At 38.1% G+C, this 17,661-nt stretch carries 18 protein-coding genes; 6 read left to right on the top strand and 12 right to left on the bottom strand.

From position 1 onward, the window contains the following. Positions 1-471, top strand: a complete 471-nt coding sequence (gene ruvC, locus SJPD1_RS14410; RefSeq protein ID WP_096047753.1) for a crossover junction endodeoxyribonuclease RuvC — start codon at positions 1-3, stop codon at positions 469-471. Here the strand turns inward: ruvC and thyX are convergent. The 5 genes from thyX to fliK form a co-directional block, all read right to left on the bottom strand. Beyond that, positions 468-1,082, bottom strand: coding sequence for an FAD-dependent thymidylate synthase (gene thyX / locus SJPD1_RS14405; RefSeq protein ID WP_096047752.1), 615 nt, complete (start codon positions 1,080-1,082; stop codon positions 468-470). The two genes, ruvC and thyX, sit on opposite strands and share 4 nt — an antisense overlap. Positions 1,083-1,140: 58 nt before the next feature. After that, positions 1,141-3,807 carry a flagellar hook protein FlgE gene (gene flgE / locus SJPD1_RS14400; RefSeq protein WP_096047751.1) on the bottom strand — a complete coding sequence of 889 codons (2,667 nt, stop codon included), beginning with the start codon at positions 3,805-3,807 and terminating at the stop codon, positions 1,141-1,143. A gap of 85 nt (positions 3,808-3,892) precedes the next feature. Then, the gene (locus SJPD1_RS14395; protein WP_096047750.1) at positions 3,893-5,662 is read right to left on the bottom strand and encodes a flagellar hook-basal body complex protein; all 1,770 of its coding nucleotides are present in this window, start codon (positions 5,660-5,662) and stop codon (positions 3,893-3,895) included. A gap of 11 nt (positions 5,663-5,673) precedes the next feature. Beyond that, positions 5,674-6,378, bottom strand: a complete 705-nt coding sequence (locus SJPD1_RS14390) for a flagellar hook capping FlgD N-terminal domain-containing protein (RefSeq protein WP_096047749.1) — start codon at positions 6,376-6,378, stop codon at positions 5,674-5,676. A gap of 22 nt (positions 6,379-6,400) precedes the next feature. Then, entirely contained in the window at positions 6,401-8,026 is a 1,626-nt protein-coding gene (fliK, locus tag SJPD1_RS14385) for a flagellar hook-length control protein FliK (RefSeq protein ID WP_096047748.1), read from the bottom strand. Positions 8,027-8,388: 362 nt separating this feature from the next. On the opposite strand from fliK, the gene typA reads away from it, so the two are divergent. The 4 genes from typA to SJPD1_RS14365 all read left to right on the top strand — a co-directional run bounded on the left by typA (position 8,389) and on the right by SJPD1_RS14365 (position 12,255). Further along, a complete protein-coding gene (typA, locus tag SJPD1_RS14380; protein WP_096047747.1) occupies positions 8,389-10,188 on the top strand; it encodes a translational GTPase TypA in 1,800 nt (599 codons plus the stop codon). A gap of 77 nt (positions 10,189-10,265) precedes the next feature. Further along, entirely contained in the window at positions 10,266-10,823 is a 558-nt protein-coding gene (locus SJPD1_RS14375) for a LemA family protein (RefSeq protein ID WP_096047746.1), read from the top strand. Positions 10,824-10,830: 7 nt separating this feature from the next. Further along, positions 10,831-11,799: a DUF3137 domain-containing protein gene (locus tag SJPD1_RS14370; protein ID WP_096047745.1), complete on the top strand. Its 969-nt coding sequence runs from the start codon at positions 10,831-10,833 to the stop codon at positions 11,797-11,799. Beyond that, positions 11,800-12,255: a flagellar basal body-associated FliL family protein gene (locus tag SJPD1_RS14365; protein WP_096047744.1), complete on the top strand. Its 456-nt coding sequence runs from the start codon at positions 11,800-11,802 to the stop codon at positions 12,253-12,255. It abuts the gene before it with no gap. Here SJPD1_RS14365 and SJPD1_RS14360 read toward each other — a convergent pair. The 7 genes from SJPD1_RS14360 to SJPD1_RS14330 all read right to left on the bottom strand — a co-directional run bounded on the left by SJPD1_RS14360 (position 12,239) and on the right by SJPD1_RS14330 (position 16,745). Next, a complete protein-coding gene (locus SJPD1_RS14360) occupies positions 12,239-13,261 on the bottom strand; it encodes an MFS transporter (protein ID WP_245391474.1) in 1,023 nt (340 codons plus the stop codon). The two genes, SJPD1_RS14365 and SJPD1_RS14360, sit on opposite strands and share 17 nt — an antisense overlap. Before the next feature lie 65 nt (positions 13,262-13,326). Then, on the bottom strand, positions 13,327-13,788 hold the full coding sequence (locus SJPD1_RS14355; protein ID WP_096047742.1) for an RDD family protein: 462 nt from the start codon (positions 13,786-13,788) through the stop codon (positions 13,327-13,329). Positions 13,789-13,794: 6 nt separating this feature from the next. Continuing rightward, the gene (gene pyrE, locus SJPD1_RS14350) at positions 13,795-14,403 is read right to left on the bottom strand and encodes an orotate phosphoribosyltransferase (RefSeq protein ID WP_096047741.1); all 609 of its coding nucleotides are present in this window, start codon (positions 14,401-14,403) and stop codon (positions 13,795-13,797) included. 8 nt (positions 14,404-14,411) lie between these two features. Further along, positions 14,412-14,972: a ribosome recycling factor gene (gene frr, locus SJPD1_RS14345; RefSeq protein WP_096047740.1), complete on the bottom strand. Its 561-nt coding sequence runs from the start codon at positions 14,970-14,972 to the stop codon at positions 14,412-14,414. Then, positions 14,959-15,915: a polysaccharide deacetylase family protein gene (locus SJPD1_RS14340; RefSeq protein WP_087439777.1), complete on the bottom strand. Its 957-nt coding sequence runs from the start codon at positions 15,913-15,915 to the stop codon at positions 14,959-14,961. The genes frr and SJPD1_RS14340 overlap by 14 nt, the downstream gene beginning before the upstream one ends. Before the next feature lie 6 nt (positions 15,916-15,921). Then, positions 15,922-16,257: a preprotein translocase subunit SecG gene (secG, locus tag SJPD1_RS14335; RefSeq protein WP_096047739.1), complete on the bottom strand. Its 336-nt coding sequence runs from the start codon at positions 16,255-16,257 to the stop codon at positions 15,922-15,924. A 119-nt stretch (positions 16,258-16,376) separates the two neighbouring features. Beyond that, positions 16,377-16,745 carry a GDP-mannose 4,6-dehydratase gene (locus SJPD1_RS14330; RefSeq protein WP_096047738.1) on the bottom strand — a complete coding sequence of 123 codons (369 nt, stop codon included), beginning with the start codon at positions 16,743-16,745 and terminating at the stop codon, positions 16,377-16,379. Positions 16,746-16,847: 102 nt separating this feature from the next. Here SJPD1_RS14330 and SJPD1_RS14325 point away from each other — a divergent pair, with 102 nt between their 5' ends. Further along, the gene (locus SJPD1_RS14325; RefSeq protein WP_096047737.1) at positions 16,848-17,597 is read left to right on the top strand and encodes a transposase; all 750 of its coding nucleotides are present in this window, start codon (positions 16,848-16,850) and stop codon (positions 17,595-17,597) included. Positions 17,598-17,661 lie beyond the last annotated feature (64 nt).

Below are 17,661 nucleotides of genomic sequence, written 5' to 3'. Positions count from 1 at the left end.
TTGGTTATTTTAGGGATTGATCCGGGGACACGTAACTGTGGATATTCTATTCTCAAAAAAGAAAAAAACAGCCTGATTCTCATTGAAGCAGGACTGATTAAAATCAAAGAAAAGGTGCTTCAGCATCAGATTATGGAGCTCGTTGAAGGGCTCGATACGATCTTTAAACACCACACGATTGATGAAGTAGCGATTGAAGATATTTTTTATGCCTATAATCCTCAAACGGTGATTAAATTAGCACAATTTCGAGGCGCTTTAAGTCTAAAAATTTTACAAACCATTGGTAATTTTAGTGAATACACAGCACTTCAAGTGAAAAAAGCCGTAACAGGAAATGGAAAAGCTGCCAAAGAGCAAGTTGCCTTTATGGTAAAAAAGATTTTAGGGATCAAACAAGAGATCAAACCTTTGGACATCACCGATGCCATTGCGATTGCCATCACGCATGCCCAAAGGATTAAAGTTTAGTCGTTTGTTTTTAAACTAAAGAGGTACTTATGTTCTTCTGGAAGCGCATCATAAAGTGCATGGGCTAAATTTTGAATTTCCCAAAGCGCACTTTTATCGCTGCGTAGTGTTAAAAAGTTTTGAAGGCTTCTAGCATTAACTGTCCATGTAAGTTCGGTTTTGTAGCTCTCTGGAAGACAGTATTTTGCCTTATCGTTGCTAATGCCTTCCACGAGCACTAAACGCAGGTTTTCAAGTGCTTTAACGCTCATTTCATCAACCATCTCCACACCGGTTAAAACCAAGTATTTTGAAGCACGTTCAAAATCTTTACATGTAAAGCTCTCTTCGTTCTTTAACTCTTTAAGTGTGTAGCGTGTTGACTTCACTGAAAGAGAGGCCATACGGTGGCGTGCAAGCTCTTGAAGAAGGGCACGGGAAATGCCTTCAATGTAAAAGTTATAGACAAGATGCTCTAAGGTTGAAGCGTGTTTAAATTTATTGCCAACACGATCAATGAGTTCTCTGTCTTTTTCGCCGCCTTCGTCGCTTTTGTCAAAACTTTGCCAGCAGGTACGAATGGCATCGGCACAAATAAGTAGGGGAGTGTAGTGGTTGAGTGTGATTTTCATGAGTGAGTCCCAAGTTGTTTTTTGGGACTCATTGTATTACATGTAAGCTAAAAAATTGTTATTTGAGTTGGAGTAAAGTGTTGAGCATTTCATCCGCTGTTGTGATTGTTTTTGAGTTAGCTTGGTAACCTCTTTGAATAACAATCAACTGCGTAAGAGAACGTGAAAGGTCAACGTTACTCATCTCAAGTGAACTTGCTTGGATCGTACCTTTACCACCCGTTGAAGCTTGTCCAACGATAGGGTCGCCTGAGTTGGATGTTTGGACAAAACAGTTACCACCATCACTCTCTAAACCTTGGTTGTTCGTAAAGGTTGCCATAGCTACTTGTGCGAGCGCAAAACTACGTCCATTGGTAAAACTACCAATAACTGTACCTGTTTCATCGACACTAAGACCATTAAGATCACCACCCGCATAACCATCTTGGCTAATACCTGAAGTGTTTGAGTCTTTATCAAAGCTGGTCATACCATCAAATTGTCCGAGTGTTCCAAATTTAAGTTCAATGTTTTGACTACCTGATGAGCCGTTGTTTGCTGTATAGGTAAGACTTCTTGGAGAATAGGTTGCTAAAGAACCATCGGACTTAAAGCTCACGGTTCCGGTTACAATATTTGCAGGGTAGTTTCCAAGGTTAATGTCTCCTGGTTCTGGAACAGAAACAAGGACTGACCATGTAGTACCACCCTCAGATGTGAAGCCTGTTTTGGTGAACTCAAGTCTTACGGTATGTTTTGATCCTAGAGAATCGTAAACATCGATACTTGAAGCATGAGTTGCGGCATAAACAGATTGAGATGTTCTAACAGAGGTACCTGATGTTAAGGTTCCTTGAAGAGAATTAATAGTGGTACTAAAGTTGTTGTTTGCGGCAACGTTGTTAGTTGCATTGGTAAGATTTGTAACTGTCAAATAAAGATCAGAATCATTTGCATTGTTAAAGTTTGTTCCAACAGGAAGTGTTGTACTACCAGCACCCGTTGCTGAAGAACCAAAGAGCACAGCTGCACCAGCAGCAGGTGTTGCAATTATAGTTCCTGCAGGGATAGTGGCTACTACTGCCGGAGCAGTAGGTCCATAGGTAGTACCATTTATAGTAACATTAGCAAGAGGTGTAATATTCGTCTGAATGATTGTTCCTACAGGAAAAGTAGTCGTTGTAGGTCCAGGTATAGTAGTTGCTACAGCTAATGTAGTTCCTGCAGGAATAGTAGCTACTGCTGGAGCAATAGGTCCATAGGTAGTACCATTGATTACAACATTAGCTGATGGTATAATAGGTGAACTTAATATTGCATCTTTTGGAAATGTAATAGATTCTGTTGCTAATATTGCTGTTAATTGAGCAGCAGTCTTTGTAGTTACTAAAGCACTACTTGTTATATCTCCATCATCAGAATTAAATGTATCACCCTTAGGGTTTGCAATTTCAAATTGTCCTGTTTTATTAACGGTAACTGTTACACCATCATTTTTATCAGCAACACCATCACCTGAGTAATCAACATACAGCCTTGCATCTTTTTGAAGAGCTTCTCTAAGGTCTTCTGTTGTTCTAAAGGTTCTCTCTGCACCATCATTGTAACTATGGTTTGTATTGAGAGGGTTAGGGTTGTAGGTATATTGATAGGCTGTAATCACATTTGTTGAAATTAAGCCTGTATTATCAGTACCTACAGTTAATTTAATATTTTTACTAGCGGCTTCCGTGCCAGTTTGATTATTGTTGGACAGGTAGAGTCCTGTACCCCCTGTGATGTTAGCAGTAACACCTGTTTTACTAGTTTTGGCATTAATTAAGCCCGCAATATATGATGAGACATCAGAAGCTATAGATGATGTAATACTACCTGTAATTTTTTCACCATTTAAGACAAGATCAACGTTTGTTGTTCCTGGAGCCGTTATGGGCGTGGTATTGGTTCTAGCCTCAGCAAAACTTGTCCAAACACCTTGTCCCTTTGTGAGACTAAATGCATTACCATCAGAGTTAAAGAGTGCACCAAAGTCTTGTCCACGTTCATAAAGTGCTTTGCTGGTATTGAATATATCACTACCAGCATCATTTTCATCGTGGGTTTCAGTTGCTTCTTGAATCCCATTACCATTGGTATCGACCCATCCATGGTTTGAATCTAAAGAGTAGATAACCGATTTATGGGTACCAACGCTAGCGCCTGAATCAAGATTTGCTTTAACGGCAATATAAGTAGATGCATTGGCGGGTGTTGTCAGTCCTGGTGGAATAGTAATGTTGGCAATTGGTGATGTCGAATCAATCGCAAGAGTTGATTTATCTCTGTTCCATCCCTGTGCGATATAACCATTGGTATCGACAAAGTTACCATTTGCATCAAAGGTAAAGTCACCACTTCTCGTATACTTGTAGGTACTTCCTCCATCTGGGGAAACAACGAAGAAACCATCACCTTGAATAGCAAGGTCGGTTGTTTTATCGGTTGTTTCAATGGAACCTTGTTTAAAAATTTTTGTGACCGTACTTACTTGCGTTCCAAGTCCAATTTGCATAGCATTTTTACCACCCAGTTCACCTTGGGGTGCTGTTGCAATTTTAGCGGTTTGACTTAAGAGATCAGAAAAATTTGCTCTACTGTATTTATAGCCTGTGGTATTAACGTTTGCAATGTTATTACCTTCAACGTCCATTGCGATCTGGTGTGCCTGCAAACCGGTAACGCCGGCCCAGAGTGATCTCATCATTGCGTATCCTTTTTAAAGTTACTTTTTGTTTTTATCAATTTGTATCAAATGAAAGCAATTTTTATTCCATGAAATGCTATTTTCGTTAGGTTTTCATGTTGATTGCATTTTTAATTAAATCATCGCTGGTAGTAATGCTTTTTGAGCTGGCATCAAATGCTTTTTGGGTAATAAGAAGCTCTGTTAATGCCGTTGCCATACTGACATTACTCCCTTCTAATTTATTACTAAAAATAGTTGAACCTAAAAAACTCTCACCGTTTTTATCCGTATAAAAGATAGGTTTTCCGCTATTATTAGACGCTTCAAAAAGGCTAGAAGAGTCTTGTGTAAGCCCTTGATCATTTTGAAAATGGTAAATAGCCACTTTTGCAACAGCTGAGCTTTTACCATTACTAAATTCAGCAATAACATTGCCATTAGTATCCATAGCATAGTCTTTTAAAAAGCCTTCAGCAGATCCATTGGAAGTTGCAACATTAGCTTTTTTAATGGTTGTGCTTGAAATAAGTCCATCAAAATTACCCACTGTTCCTAAGTTAAGCTCTAGAGGTGTTCCTCCATTGGAAAGGGTAGGTACAGTGTTTGATAGAAGTTGTCCCGCTCCACCAAAGGTGAGTGTTCCTGTTTGGGTATCCACAATGTTATAGACTTTATTGGTTGAGGTATCAACATAATATTTCGTAGGATCATAGATTTTTGTAACCGTACCTTTTACCGTATCAACGTTGTAAATAGAAGTATCATAGGTTTTTGTGGAGTCGTAGTTTTCTACAGTATAGTCCTCAAAATAACTTAGTACTTTAATGTTGGCATCCCATGTGCTACCAGATGATGCTTGTGGAACTTGTTTGGTAAAGGTCATATCAATAATATCTTTACTGCCATCAGGGGCAATAATACCTGTTGTCAGGTGTTCCGTATTGGCAATCTCTTGAATAGATTTTACAGAAACACTTGCTGTTAGGGCAGAAGTTGTATTTAAGCCACTCACATCAGAATTTGAAATGCTCCAATTTAAAGAAGCATCCAGTTCTGTTGAAATATTTTGTGTTTTTCCATCAACATCGGTTAATGTAACAATGACAGTGTCACCTTTTTTAGGGTTTTGAATTGCTGTTGTATTGTTGACAGTGCCACTTAAACTCACTTGTCCTGCAGTAGGTGTTACGGTTGAAGTGTAATCAGCTGTATCTAAAGGAACAGTTACATTATCAGTCTTAATTGTCGGATCAAGATTTGCACCGTAAGAAACTTTTGTCGTTGCAACAGGTGGGTAGTAGAGAATATCAGGCAAAGTTACTTTCGTTTGACTGCCAACACTTCCCAAAGGAACATCGCTCATAGGCGTAATAGCGTAAGGAGTAAGTGCGCCGCCCGTTGTAGCGGCATTGTAATATGTTCCAAATTTAGCAAGGGTTGCTGCATCAAGCGATGTAGGTGCAATATTGTTGCCAGGGGTCGCCATAAGATAGTAACCATCAGCATTGACCAAAGAGCCTTGTGCATCAAGTGAAAAAGAACCAGCACGGGTATAATATGTCTTTGCAGCATCTTGCCCTTTAACGCCAAACCAACCATCTCCTTGAATGGCAAGATCAAAGGGACTATCGGTATTTTCAAGAACACCTTGTGCTAGATCTAAAGCAGTGGTTTGGCTTTGCGCTCCAAGACCTTTATCATTGGAGTAAGAAGCATACGTGCCTGTTAATACGGTTGAAAAAAGAGTTGAAATTTCTGCACTACTCCCTTTATAGGCACTTGTGTTGATATTGGCAATATTATTGGCCTGCACATCCATCGCAAACTGTTGTGATTTGATACCAGAAATTCCATTGTAAAAAGAGCTAGTCATGAGAAATTCCTTTATTGATCATAAAATTCAACAACATCACTCATGGCATAATATTGAGAACCCAATTTAATATAAGTTGATCCGGAGTCATAACGTACCGATTCAACAGGGTAAACACCAAATGCGGTTGTTTTTGCTGCACCTGTTGAGTCTACATACGTTGCAGTAACACTGTAAGCACCATCTTTAACGAGTGTGCCGGAGTTGTCTGTTCCATCCCAATTAAAGGATAAAACACCACTTTTCCCTGCTGCTACAGTGCTAAGATCAATGGTTTTAACTGTAGCGCCCGTGCTATCAGCAATAGTCATTGTTCCCGTTTTGATTTGTGTTGGAAAATAGACTTCATAAGTTGATTTTCCACTGCTAAGTGAAATAGCATCACTGCCGATGCTTCCCATTTTCCCAATGAGTGCCGTTGCATTAGAGTTAACACTCTGTTTAAGCTGGGTTGTCAAATTTTCCAAAGCAGTATTTGTTTTTGTGGATGATTCCAACGTAGCAAGTTGTGAAGTTTGTGTTAAGATTTTATCAGAATCCATAGGACTTGTTGGGTCTTGGTGTTGAAGCTCTGTGAGCAAAAGTTTTAAAAAATCGTCTTTTCCCAATGTATCTGAAGACGTTGTTGAAGCGGCAGTTGTCGAACTACTCGTGCTCGTTGTTGTATCAGTACCTGTTTTAATAAGATTGGAATAACCGTTTGTATTGATTGCCATAATGTATCCTTTTCTTTATAATTTATACGTATTGAGGAATGACAATTTCTAATGACGCTGTCTCTTCCTCACTTGATTCCGTGGTAAACTCTTTAGAGTTATCACTACGTTGTTTTTGGTTTTGCTGTGATTGGTCGCTATTTCGTTGGTCACTAAAATTCATTTGTAGATTAGTAAAACCCATATTAATCAGTGCATTTTTAACGTCATTTTGGTTTTGAGTAAAAAGTGACATCGTACTCGTGGTGGAAGAGATGTTTACATGTAAATTATTTCCTCGTGTGAGTAACGTAACATCCACATCTCCCAAGCTTTTAGGACTTAAAGAGAGTTCTACCTTCATAATAGGAGGTTTATAGGCTTCAATTTTTTCTTTAAGATCCGTTGCAAATTGGTTCAAACTTTCTTTAACTGGTACGGCTTTAGTGGTTGACAAATCTTGTTTTACGGTTACTTTACTATCTGTTTTAGCATCGACTGTTAGTGGTGTATCTTCTGATTTAGCAATTTCCTTCTCTTCTGGCTTCACCACTTTTTGTATTTGTGTTACCTCTTCTGCTGAAGATGCAACATCACTGATTGTTTTATCAGATTTCACAGTTTTTAGGACAGTATCGGTTGTCTCTTCTACTGTTTTGACCAAAGGCTCTTTTTTAACCTCATTGACGTGTGTGGTAGCAACTTGAATTTGTGCAGGTTCTTCTTGTGTGACAACTTCCGCTGTTTGAATGGGTGTTGCAGGCTTTTTAAGTTCGTTGTCATTCACTACTTTTTGAACCACTGTCTCAAGCGGTAGTGTCGCTTGAGTGTTTTCCTCTTGTGGAGTTTGAAGCGCTTTTGCAAGAGTATTTTGTTGCTTTTCATTTACTATAAGTGGCTCTTCAACAATAGGAGTGTTTAACGTTGTTGTAGTATTGGTAGTATTGGTAGTATCTATTGTAGGTGTTGTAGATGTTGGTTTTACCTCTTTTGAAATCAGTTCACTTAATATGGATGGCGTAGTGGTTGGGATTTCCGTTGTTGTTGTTGGCTGTTTATCTAAAAGGCTCATAAGGTTGGTTGTTACCGCTTTGGTTGTTTCGCCATTTTGTGTACTTTGAACTGTAGTGAGAGCCGTTTTAAGATCATCGAAAAAATTATTTTGAGCGAGTGTTGGGAATTTCTTTTGAATGCTATCCATCGTTTCTGTTGAGATTGAAAGTTTTTCCAATCCAAGATTATATTTTTTAGATAAATCCATCAAATCACTGACGTTTTTAACATTGGCAAAATCTTGACGAGCTGTTTCGCTTCCAAGAATTTTTTCAAGTGTAGAAGAGGGTTTAAGGGTTGGAAAAATGGTTGTTTGCGAATTTTGTTGAAGTGCATTAACAACACTAAGAAGGTCGTCTAGTAGGTGTTCATCCACACTTTTGGCTTTTTGATCGGTTGCCGTAAGATTGAGATTTGTTTCATTTGTTGTTGGAGTTTCTTGCGTGAGATCACTCTGTGAAACTTGTTTACCTTCTTTTGTCATTTGACTCAGAATAATGGAAAAAAAACTCTCGGAAAAAGTACCATTGGCACTCTCGGCTTGAATGGGCTCATTTGTTGAATGCGCAAGAGTTATAGGGCTTGGTGCTGGTACGAAGGAGAGAATATCTTGCATTGCCATGACCTTAATTTTTTATTTTTATAATACTTTCCAAACTAAACTTGAAAAACTACGTTAGCCACTAGGGCACAAAACAAGGGCTATATGCCGATGTTTCTTCGAAAGGCTTGTCTTTTAGTTAGAAATAGCATCTTACTTTTTTGATCTATTATTCAATTAAAGAGATGATTTCACTCTTTTGACAAGCAATACTCATTCCAATTTTGAAAAATGAATGCCAAAATAGCTTTACATGTAAGGATATTTTAATTTTAGTAAGAACATGCTATAATGAAGCATATTTACTTCAATCAAACTACACCAATCACGTACGTTTTATATGAGATGTAAAAGTCAAAGTTTACGAGGAGAATTTTTTGCAAGAGTTTAGAAATATTGCCGTGATCGCGCACGTTGACCACGGAAAAACGACCTTAGTTGATGAGCTGTTAAAACAATCAGGAACGTATTCAGCACATCAAAAAGTAGAAGAAAGAGCGATGGATAGCAACGATCTAGAAAAAGAGCGTGGTATCACCATCCTTTCTAAAAATACAGCTATTCGCTATAAAGATACTAAAATTAACATTATCGATACTCCAGGCCATGCTGACTTTGGTGGCGAGGTTGAGCGTGTTTTAAAAATGGTTGATGGTGTTTTATTGCTTGTCGATGCCCAAGAAGGTGTTATGCCTCAAACCAAATTCGTTGTTAAAAAAGCATTGAGTCTTGGTTTGTGTCCGATTGTGGTTGTCAATAAAATCGACAAACCAGCTGCTGATCCTGATCGTGTTGTTGATGAGGTATTTGACCTTCTCGTAGCACTTGGTGCAAATGAAGATCAACTTGAATTTCCTATTATTTACGCAGCAGCGCGTGATGGTTTTGCGAAATACAACATGAGCGATGAAAGTAAAAATCTTGTGCCTCTTTTTGAAACGATTCTTAAGCATGTTCCCGTTCCGACTGGCTTACCAGAGAACCCTCTTCAGCTTCAAGTGTTTACCCTTGATTATGACAACTATGTTGGTAAAATTGGTATTGCACGTATTTTCAATGGAACGATTAAGAAAAATGAAACGGTATTGCTTGCCAAAGCAGATGGCGAACAAATTCGTGGACGTATCTCTAAATTGATTGGTTTCCACGGATTGGATAGAATCGACATCGCCGAAGCAGAAAGTGGAGATATCGTAGCCATTGCTGGCTTTGAAACACTCGATGTGGGCGATAGTATCGTTGATCCAAACAATCCAATACCTCTTGATCCATTGCACATTGAAGAGCCTACGCTCTCCGTTGTTTTTGGTGTTAATGACTCTCCTTTTGCTGGACTTGATGGTAAATACGTTACTTCCAACAAAATTGCTGAACGTTTAGAATCTGAGATGAAAACAAACATCGCAATGCGTTATGAGAATGCAGGCGAAGGTAAATTTAAAGTTTCAGGTCGTGGTGAGCTTCAAATTACGATTTTGGCAGAGAACATGAGACGTGAAGGTTTTGAGTTCTCTCTTGGGCGTCCCGAAGTTATTATTAAAGAAGAAAATGGCGTTAAAATGGAGCCATATGAGCATTTGGTGATCGATGTTCCCGATGATTTTACAGGTACGGTAATTGAAAAATTGGGTCGTAAAAAAGCGGAAATGAAAGCGATGAACCCAACGGGTGATGGTCAAACGAGAATTGAGTTTGAAATTCCTGCACGTGGACTTATAGGTTTTCGTGGACAGTTTTTGACCGATACCAAAGGTGAGGGTGTTATGAACCACTCATTCCTTGATTTTAGACCACTCAGTGGCGAAGTTGAGCACCGTAAAAATGGCGCGCTTATTTCCATGGAGAATGGAACTGCGATGGGCTATTCACTCTTTAGTTTGCAAGAGCGTGGTGTTCTTTTCGTGGATGTACAGTATAAAGTTTATGCGGGTATGATTATTGGGGAGCATTCACGTCCGAACGATTTGGATGTCAATCCTATCAAAGGTAAGCCACAAAGTAACGTAAGAAGTAGTGGTGCTGATGAAGCGATTAAACTCGTTCCCCCACGCAAAATGAACCTTGAATTAGCACTTGAGTGGATTGAAAATGATGAATTGGTAGAGGTAACGCCTATCAACATTCGTATTCGTAAAAAATACCTAGATCCAAATCTACGTAAACGTATGAGCCGCTAAGAAGTTTTACATGTAAAGATTTTGCCACCCATATGATGGCAAAATCCTATCGTGTGATAATAATTGAGGAGGTTACTATGGAAACATTTTTAATTGTTACAGGTGTCATTATTTTTATCATTATTGTCATGTACAATACGCTAATCTCCAAACGAAATCAAGTCGATAATATCTTCGCAGGACTTGATGCAATCCTCAAAAAACGTTACGATCTTCTCCCAAACCTTGTGGCAACTGTGAAAGAGTATATGGTTCATGAACGCATTACACTTGAGAAGATCACCGAACTTCGCTCAAAAGCCACAACAGATAATCTGACAGATGCTGAAACAGTAGCCCTCGATAAACAACTCTCTTCCATGCTTGGCAATCTCATGGTCGCTGTTGAAAACTACCCTACACTCAAAGCAAACGAAAATTTTTTACACCTTCAAGGTACACTGAATGAATTGGAAGAGCAGATTTCAGCGGCACGTAGAGCATACAATCAAAGTGTAACGGACTATAACAATGCCATTCAAATGTTTCCTACTAATTTTATGGCAGGTTTTATGAAGTTAGAGCGAAAAGAGGTTTTTAGTATTCCAGTGATGGAACGCCAAAATGTTGATGTGAAAAACCTTTTTCAAAAATAGGTAAATAGTGAAACCAAATCTTGCATCACTGCTAGATTATTATTATGAGTCAATGTACCCAGAGCTTAAAGCTTTGGAGGAAAAACGTTTAAGTACAATGGCGACTCTTAAAAAAGCTGCTTTTATTCTTTTGTTGATCTCTCTTATACTCTTTTTTGTCCTTCATCAGGCTTTTATGTTCAAACCACTTCATGCAGCACTTGTCTCAGGAATGAGCGCCTTTTTAATCTTTATGTTTATCTACAGGCATGAAAGTGCTGGTTATAGTATGTTGTTTAAAGACCAAGTGATAGAAAAAATTATCCATTTTTTAGATCCTTCACTCATTTACTCCAAAATGAGCTCTATCAGTGAATTAGAGTATCAACGGAGTGAACTCTTTATAGCATCGTATGATCGTTTTGTGGGCAATGACTTAGTGATGGGGAAAATAGAGGGCGTGGATGTACGCTTTTGTGATTTACATGTAGAGCAAAAAGTACGGGATACAGACAATAAAGAGGAGTGGGTTGATATTTTTCAAGGGCTCTTTTTTATTGCGGATTTCAATAAAACATTTCACTCTAAAGTCGTTGTTTTGCCCGATATAGCAGAGCGTAAATTTGGAGTGCTTGGTTCGTGGATGCAAGGAATGAATGTACAACGAGGAAAATTGATCAAGCTTGATCACCCAGAATTTGAAAAATTTTTTGTAACCTATGGGGATGATCCTATAGAGAGCCGTTATATTTTGTCGCATTCACTGATGGAAGAGATCGTGCAATTTCGTACGAAAGTAGGTAAACCTCTTTATCTCTCTTTTGTTGATTCAAAACTTTATTTGGCGATGCACTACACAAAACCATTGTTTGAGCCGATATTATCACATTCATTGTTAGAATTTACCTCTATTAAAGACTACTTTGAACTTTTGAGCATGATTGTAAGTATTGTCAATGAATTTAAATTAAATGAAAAACTGTGGAGTAAACGATAAATGTTTAATGAAAAATTACTCAAATTCTCTTTAGCTTTTATTGCGTTATTGCTTATTATAGGTTTTTTAATACTAAATTATGTGCTCAAAGATGATAATAGCGAACCCTCTTATACATCATCTCCGATTGCAAAAAAGGCAAACAATCTAAGCACAGATGCTAGAGAAGTCAGCCTGGATACAATCTATATTAATATCAGATCCCAAAAATACAAGATTTTAAAAGCCGATATTGCTTTAGTTATGAAAAGCAATACCAGTAAAAAAGCATTGCAAGGTAATATGGATAATGTGCGTAATGCTGTTTTGCAGTATCTAAATTCTATGGATGCCAACGGTCTTGAAACCGTCAATGGGAAAGAGCGTCTTAAAGAAGAACTGATTGATATGTTAGAGAATACATTTGGGTATCAAATTGAGACGATTTACATTAAAAACTTTATTCTTTCTCCTTGAAAAGCATTAAGCTTCCTAGTGAAAGCAGTGCGATGAAGCTTGCATACAAGTAAAGATACTCACCGTAAAAATATCCCGCAAGTAGAGCCCCAACAAACCCTCCCAAACCAAAGGAAAATCCATAGTAAAATTGAGCGGCTAGTTTTTTATGAGTATAAAGTGTGTAAAGAAGGTTCAGAGCTGCGGTGTGATGCAGTGCGAAGCTAAAAGCATGCATAGATTGAGAGAGGTAAGAGATCCAAAGTGATGATGGAAAGGCAAACAGTAATAACCAACGAAGTGCTGTTGTCAAAACCCCTAGTTTCACCAAGGTTAAAAGGCTAAAGCGTTTCAGTAAAGGTGCTTGAAAATAGAACAGTATAATTTCACAAATAACACCAAATGCCCACAAATAACTGGTCATTTCAAGACCGATACCGTGTGCTGTTTCATAAATGGTAAAAAAGTTATAAAAGCCCCCAAAACTGACTTGCATCAAGAAAAGACTGATCCATAAATACTTTACATGTAAAAAGTTAAAAGGCTCTTCTATCGTGGCATTCGCTGTTGTAAAATGAGCATTATTTTGGGTGAGCCAATAGGCAAACAAAGCCGTTGCACTAATGGCTAAAAGTAGGTAATGTAAGCCATTGGTGTAGTTTTCCAAGTGGCGTGCTAAGACAATGCCAATGAGCATAAAACCGATTGAGCCAAACAAACGTGATTTCCCAAAATGCTCTTTACGCAAGTGTTCCATCGCATAGGTTTCAATGTACGGCAATATCATACCCAAACAGGCTCCTAGGAGCATATTAGGAAGCATAAAGAGGTAGAAATGGTGAATGGTTGGGTAGAAGAGTATAATGGAAAGGATAGCGCCACCAAGGGCTGTGTAAAAGACTTTTTGGTTGAGCTCAAAATGTTTGAGAAAGAAAAAGGGTACAAAAAAACGCATCAAAGGGGCTAAGGCAAAAATAGCGCCAATTTGAGGTGCATTGTAACCGATCGTTTGCAAGATTTTTGGCATAAAAATAACATACACACTGGTGACAGAAAAGTATGAAAAGAAAAAACCAGAGATTTTAAAAAAGATCATTTAGCAATGGGAGCAGTTTGGCTTAAAATATCATAGAGCGCTAGATTGTCTTTACGTATCAATGGTAGAAAAAGTCCGATGATCGTAAAAGCGGTCAAAAGCATGAAAAGATAGCGTACAAGGAGTTGCATCAGAGAGGTTTTTTGCTGAGTACTTAGATCAATTAGTAAAAGATCATACGCTTTGTACCCAGGGGTTTGACCGTTTCGTTTGAGAAACAAAAGGGTAAGGGCGCCATAAGGAATGAGAATCAAAAACCACCCTTGAAGCATATGTGCGGCAAAGCCTTCCCGTGAGCCATAAACGAGATAAAAAACGATGTACAAAATCGGCATCAAAAGCATGAATGAGTCGACCACAAAGGCTTTAAAACGCTGGGTAAAAGATGCGATGGTGTAAGAAGGTAAAGAGCTTTTTCGCCCTTTTTGAATCCCTTTCTTACGCTCTCTCCATCGCATTAAAACTTAGTTTCCTCTACTGCCCGGTTTAATCGCTACGCTACCTTCTTTGCATAAAGGGCACTCGCTTGGCTCATAAATATCAAATTCAAAATCAGCCAATGCGAAAAAAGGTGCATCATTGGGAAGTTTACATGTAGGTTTTCCTGCTAGATCGCTTCCGACACGTTTACAAAAACCACGATTCGCAAGTGCTGCAAAACCCACGATCACGCCACCCATGCTTTCAGCCACTTTAGCCGCTTCCAAAGCAGAGCCGCCCGTGGTGATAATGTCTTCGCAAACAAGGATTTTTTCGCCTTTTGAAACTTCAAAGCCTCTGCGAATCGTCATTTCACCATTGACGCGCTCCGCAAAAATAAAACGTTTTCCAAGGGCGCGTGCAAGTTCATATCCTGCCAAAACGCCTCCGAGTGCGGGAGAACAAATAGTGTCGATTTTAAGGTCGGAAGTAGCAATCATTTTGGCTAATGCCACCGCTAATTGCTCAGCTACTTTGGGGTCTTCCAAAACTTTGGCACTTTGAAGGTAGTAGTGTGAGTGTTTACCACTGCTAAGTAAAAAGTGTCCCTCTAAAAGCGCATTGGCATCTTTATAAATTTTTTCAATCTGCATGGTTTGCCTTAAATTTTGAGAAGTTCAGATTCTTTTTCTCTGACGAGTTCGTCGACTTTAGAAACCGTAGCATCGGTGATTTTTTGCACTTCATCTTGTCCTTTTTTAGAACCATCTTCAGTGATCACTTTATCTTTTTCAAGTTTTTTGACTTGATCGTTAGAGTCTTTACGAACGTTACGAATTGCAATTTTAGCTTTATCACCCATTGCTTTGGCTTGTTTTGCGCCTTCTTTGCGTTGCTCGGTTGTCATTGGAGGGAAGAAGAGTTTAATGGTTTCACCATCGTTGTTAGGATTGACCCCGATATTGGCTTGCATAATCGCTTTTTCGATCTCTCTGAGCATCTTTTTTTCCCAAGGAGAGATAGTAATGGTGGTCGCGTCCGTAGCTAGAACAGTTGCTACTTGACTAAGGCCTGTTGGTGTTCCATAGTAATCGACATGAATGTTATCTAAAATAGTGGTAGAGACTTTACCACTACGAATGGTTATAAAGTCGCGTTTGAGTGCTGAGATACATTTTTCCATATGCTCTTTTTGTTCAGCATAGATTTTATTGAGTTCCATATTTATCCTTTACAAGTAGTTTCGTTGAAATTTTGTTGCCCACAGAGACGATGATCCGTGTGCGATCTTTGGTGAGTATTTTATTGATTTGTGCTTCAAACACACCATCACTGAGACTCACTTCTTGATATCCATGTTCGCTGATGTAAATACCGCCCTTAGTCGAAGTGGTTTGTGCTTTTACATGTAAAGCGCCAAGTTTGCCATCACTGAGCAATACCGTAGGTTCAAACCAGGTGGCTTCAAGGGCTTTATATTTTAAAAATCCAGTTAAATCGCTTTTGCCAACCAGTGCGGAGCGGTCTAAATCGAGCGGATCGCTGAAACTTGCAACAGCACCCATAGTTTGGTTTAAAATAGCTTCAAAACCATAGCTTTGTGCAATGGCTTTTACTCGAGGGCTAAATTCGCCAAAAGGATAAGAAAAATAATGAGGCTTTAGTCCAAGATGCTTTTCAAAAAGGGCTAATCCCTCATCAAAGTCTTTTTTAAGTGCTTCATTACTTAGTTCTGTCATATGGGGGTGGTTGAGAGAATGAAACTCTAAAGAGCCATATTTGGCTGTCTCTTTCAGTTGGTCCCAACTCATAAAATCACCGTATTTTTGCTCCGTTGCTCCGACATAGACGAACATGGTGAAGGGGTAGTGGTACTCTTTAAAGAGTGCTAGGCCATGTTCGTAAAAGCTTTTATAGTTATCATCAACGGTGAGAACAATCCAATTATCGGGAATTGTTTCTTTGTTGTGAAGTGCTTGGACTAGTTTTTCAAGAGGAATGACTTCATAGCCATTTTTCTTAAAGTAGTCAAACTCTTTGCGAAGCTCTTCAAGTGTTGTATTGGTTGAGGGATACCTGGAATCGTTAAAACGATGGTAGATAAAGATATGGGCGTCTGCCCATACCATGACACTCAAACATAATACAAGCCAAAAGGATTTCATGGCTAATTATTTAGCGCTAGGAGCTTCTGGGGCTGATGGAGCTGTTGTCACAGGAGCTGGAACGCTTGGAACAACGCTTTTTTCAATTTTGATATCTTCAGCAATGGAAACTTTTTTAGTTTGGTTGTAAAAATAACCTAAAGCAAGGGTATTTGTAATGAAAAGGATTGCCATAACAAATGTAAATTTTGCCATAAATCCTGCTGGACCTTTTGCTCCAAAGAGAGATTCGTTACTTCCACTATAAGCGCCAAGACCAATAGATGAACTTTTTTGAAGGAGTACAGAAACAGTTAAAATAACGGTAAATACAAATTGTAATACCAGTAAAACGGTGGTCATAAGAGATGTCCTTTGGTTTCAAAATAATGTAGAACTAAGGATTATATCCAAAATGAATTAAAAACATTGTTAAGAGTAACGATTCTAAAGAATTAGACTTGTAGTTATTGGTTATTTTTTTAGTGTTTAAACATCATTTCTAAGGTATTCTTTATAGCGATATGTTCTCGTATGTGTAGTAAATCGCACAACTTTTGTACTGAACCAAAAAGAGTTTTAATTTCATTTTCACGCACAAAAGATGGGTTAATCTTAACATTAATAGCATATCCTGCAATGTCATTCATCAACTCAATAATCTCAAGTAACGATACAGTTTTCCCTGAACATAAATTAACTATTGTACTCTTAGTAGAGCTTTCCAATAGCCCAATATACCATGAAACAACATCACGAATATCGTTAAACTCACGGCTTACATGTAAATTTCCCAACTCAATACTACGTTGTTTTTCTTTATAATGCTTTTTAATAATGGGGTCAGGCACCTTTTGTAAACTTTTAATGGGGGTCAGGCACTTTTCGTTTATTTTTCTTGCATTTAGCTGATATTTGTGCTATGCTTATGTAAAAATCAGAGGAAAATGCGTATGCCAAGAGCACCAAGAGTCAAACAGGCAGGATTTTATCATGTCATCAATAGAGGTGTTGAAAGAAGAGTTGTTTTTTATGAAGAAGAAGATTTTGAAAAGTTCTTAGAAATACTCACTTTTGTTTCATCTACATATGAGTTATATGTACACTCATTTTGCCTTATGAACAACCACTATCACCTACTTGTTGAAACGACAAAAGAAAACCTTTCAGATGCTTTTAAATACCTCAATTCAAATTATTCTACATACTTTAACAAAAAACATAAACGATGTGGTCATCTTTGGCAAAGCAGATTTTATTCGAGTTTATTGTTTGATGAAGAGCATTTTTGGATTGTAACAAAGTATATAGAACGCAATCCACTCAAAGCAAATATTGTTAAAAAGCTTGAACACTACAAGTACCAATCATTGTTTCACTACCTTTACAATCAAAAATATATAAATTTACTTCAAAATTCTACAATCAAAAATATGTCTCAAAGTGAGTATTATGCATTTTTGGATTCTGATTTGGATGATGAGAATTTTAATAAAGTATATACAACCCCTAAAGTTACGACTATTAGAAATGAAGGTACGAAAGTTTTAACAAAAAGACTGGAAAATTTTTTTGAACAAGATAGAGATATAAACAAAATCAAAAACGCTCAAGAAGCTTTTGCCTATGGCTACTCAAATGCAGATATCGCTAAATTCCTTGAGCTTTCTCCCGCAACCATAGCAAAGTATCTAAAGAAATAAGGGATCTTAGATATGAATGCGAACAAGGAGCAGGTGCATTGTGTTTAACTTTTTTCCTTTTAAC

This window comes from Sulfurospirillum diekertiae (assembly GCF_002309535.1).
In the GTDB taxonomy this organism is placed as follows: Bacteria; Campylobacterota; Campylobacteria; order Campylobacterales; family Sulfurospirillaceae; genus Sulfurospirillum; species Sulfurospirillum diekertiae.
This window is presented reverse-complemented; position numbering and strand designations above follow the sequence as displayed.

Coding starts and splice junctions, on each gene's coding strand:
- thyX (WP_096047752.1), bottom strand. CDS start 1,082: ATGAAAATCACACTCAACCACTACACTCCCCTACTTATTTGTGCCGAT.
- flgE (WP_096047751.1), bottom strand. CDS start 3,807: ATGATGAGATCACTCTGGGCCGGCGTTACCGGTTTGCAGGCACACCAG.
- SJPD1_RS14395 (WP_096047750.1), bottom strand. CDS start 5,662: ATGACTAGCTCTTTTTACAATGGAATTTCTGGTATCAAATCACAACAG.
- SJPD1_RS14390 (WP_096047749.1), bottom strand. CDS start 6,378: ATGGCAATCAATACAAACGGTTATTCCAATCTTATTAAAACAGGTACT.
- fliK (WP_096047748.1), bottom strand. CDS start 8,026: ATGCAAGATATTCTCTCCTTCGTACCAGCACCAAGCCCTATAACTCTT.
- SJPD1_RS14375 (WP_096047746.1), top strand. CDS start 10,266: ATGGAAACATTTTTAATTGTTACAGGTGTCATTATTTTTATCATTATT.
- SJPD1_RS14365 (WP_096047744.1), top strand. CDS start 11,800: ATGTTTAATGAAAAATTACTCAAATTCTCTTTAGCTTTTATTGCGTTA.
- SJPD1_RS14360 (WP_245391474.1), bottom strand. CDS start 13,261: ATGCCAAAAATCTTGCAAACGATCGGTTACAATGCACCTCAAATTGGC.
- SJPD1_RS14355 (WP_096047742.1), bottom strand. CDS start 13,788: ATGCGATGGAGAGAGCGTAAGAAAGGGATTCAAAAAGGGCGAAAAAGC.
- pyrE (WP_096047741.1), bottom strand. CDS start 14,403: ATGCAGATTGAAAAAATTTATAAAGATGCCAATGCGCTTTTAGAGGGA.
- frr (WP_096047740.1), bottom strand. CDS start 14,972: ATGGAACTCAATAAAATCTATGCTGAACAAAAAGAGCATATGGAAAAA.
- SJPD1_RS14340 (WP_087439777.1), bottom strand. CDS start 15,915: ATGAAATCCTTTTGGCTTGTATTATGTTTGAGTGTCATGGTATGGGCA.
- secG (WP_096047739.1), bottom strand. CDS start 16,257: ATGACCACCGTTTTACTGGTATTACAATTTGTATTTACCGTTATTTTA.
- SJPD1_RS14325 (WP_096047737.1), top strand. CDS start 16,848: ATGCCAAGAGCACCAAGAGTCAAACAGGCAGGATTTTATCATGTCATC.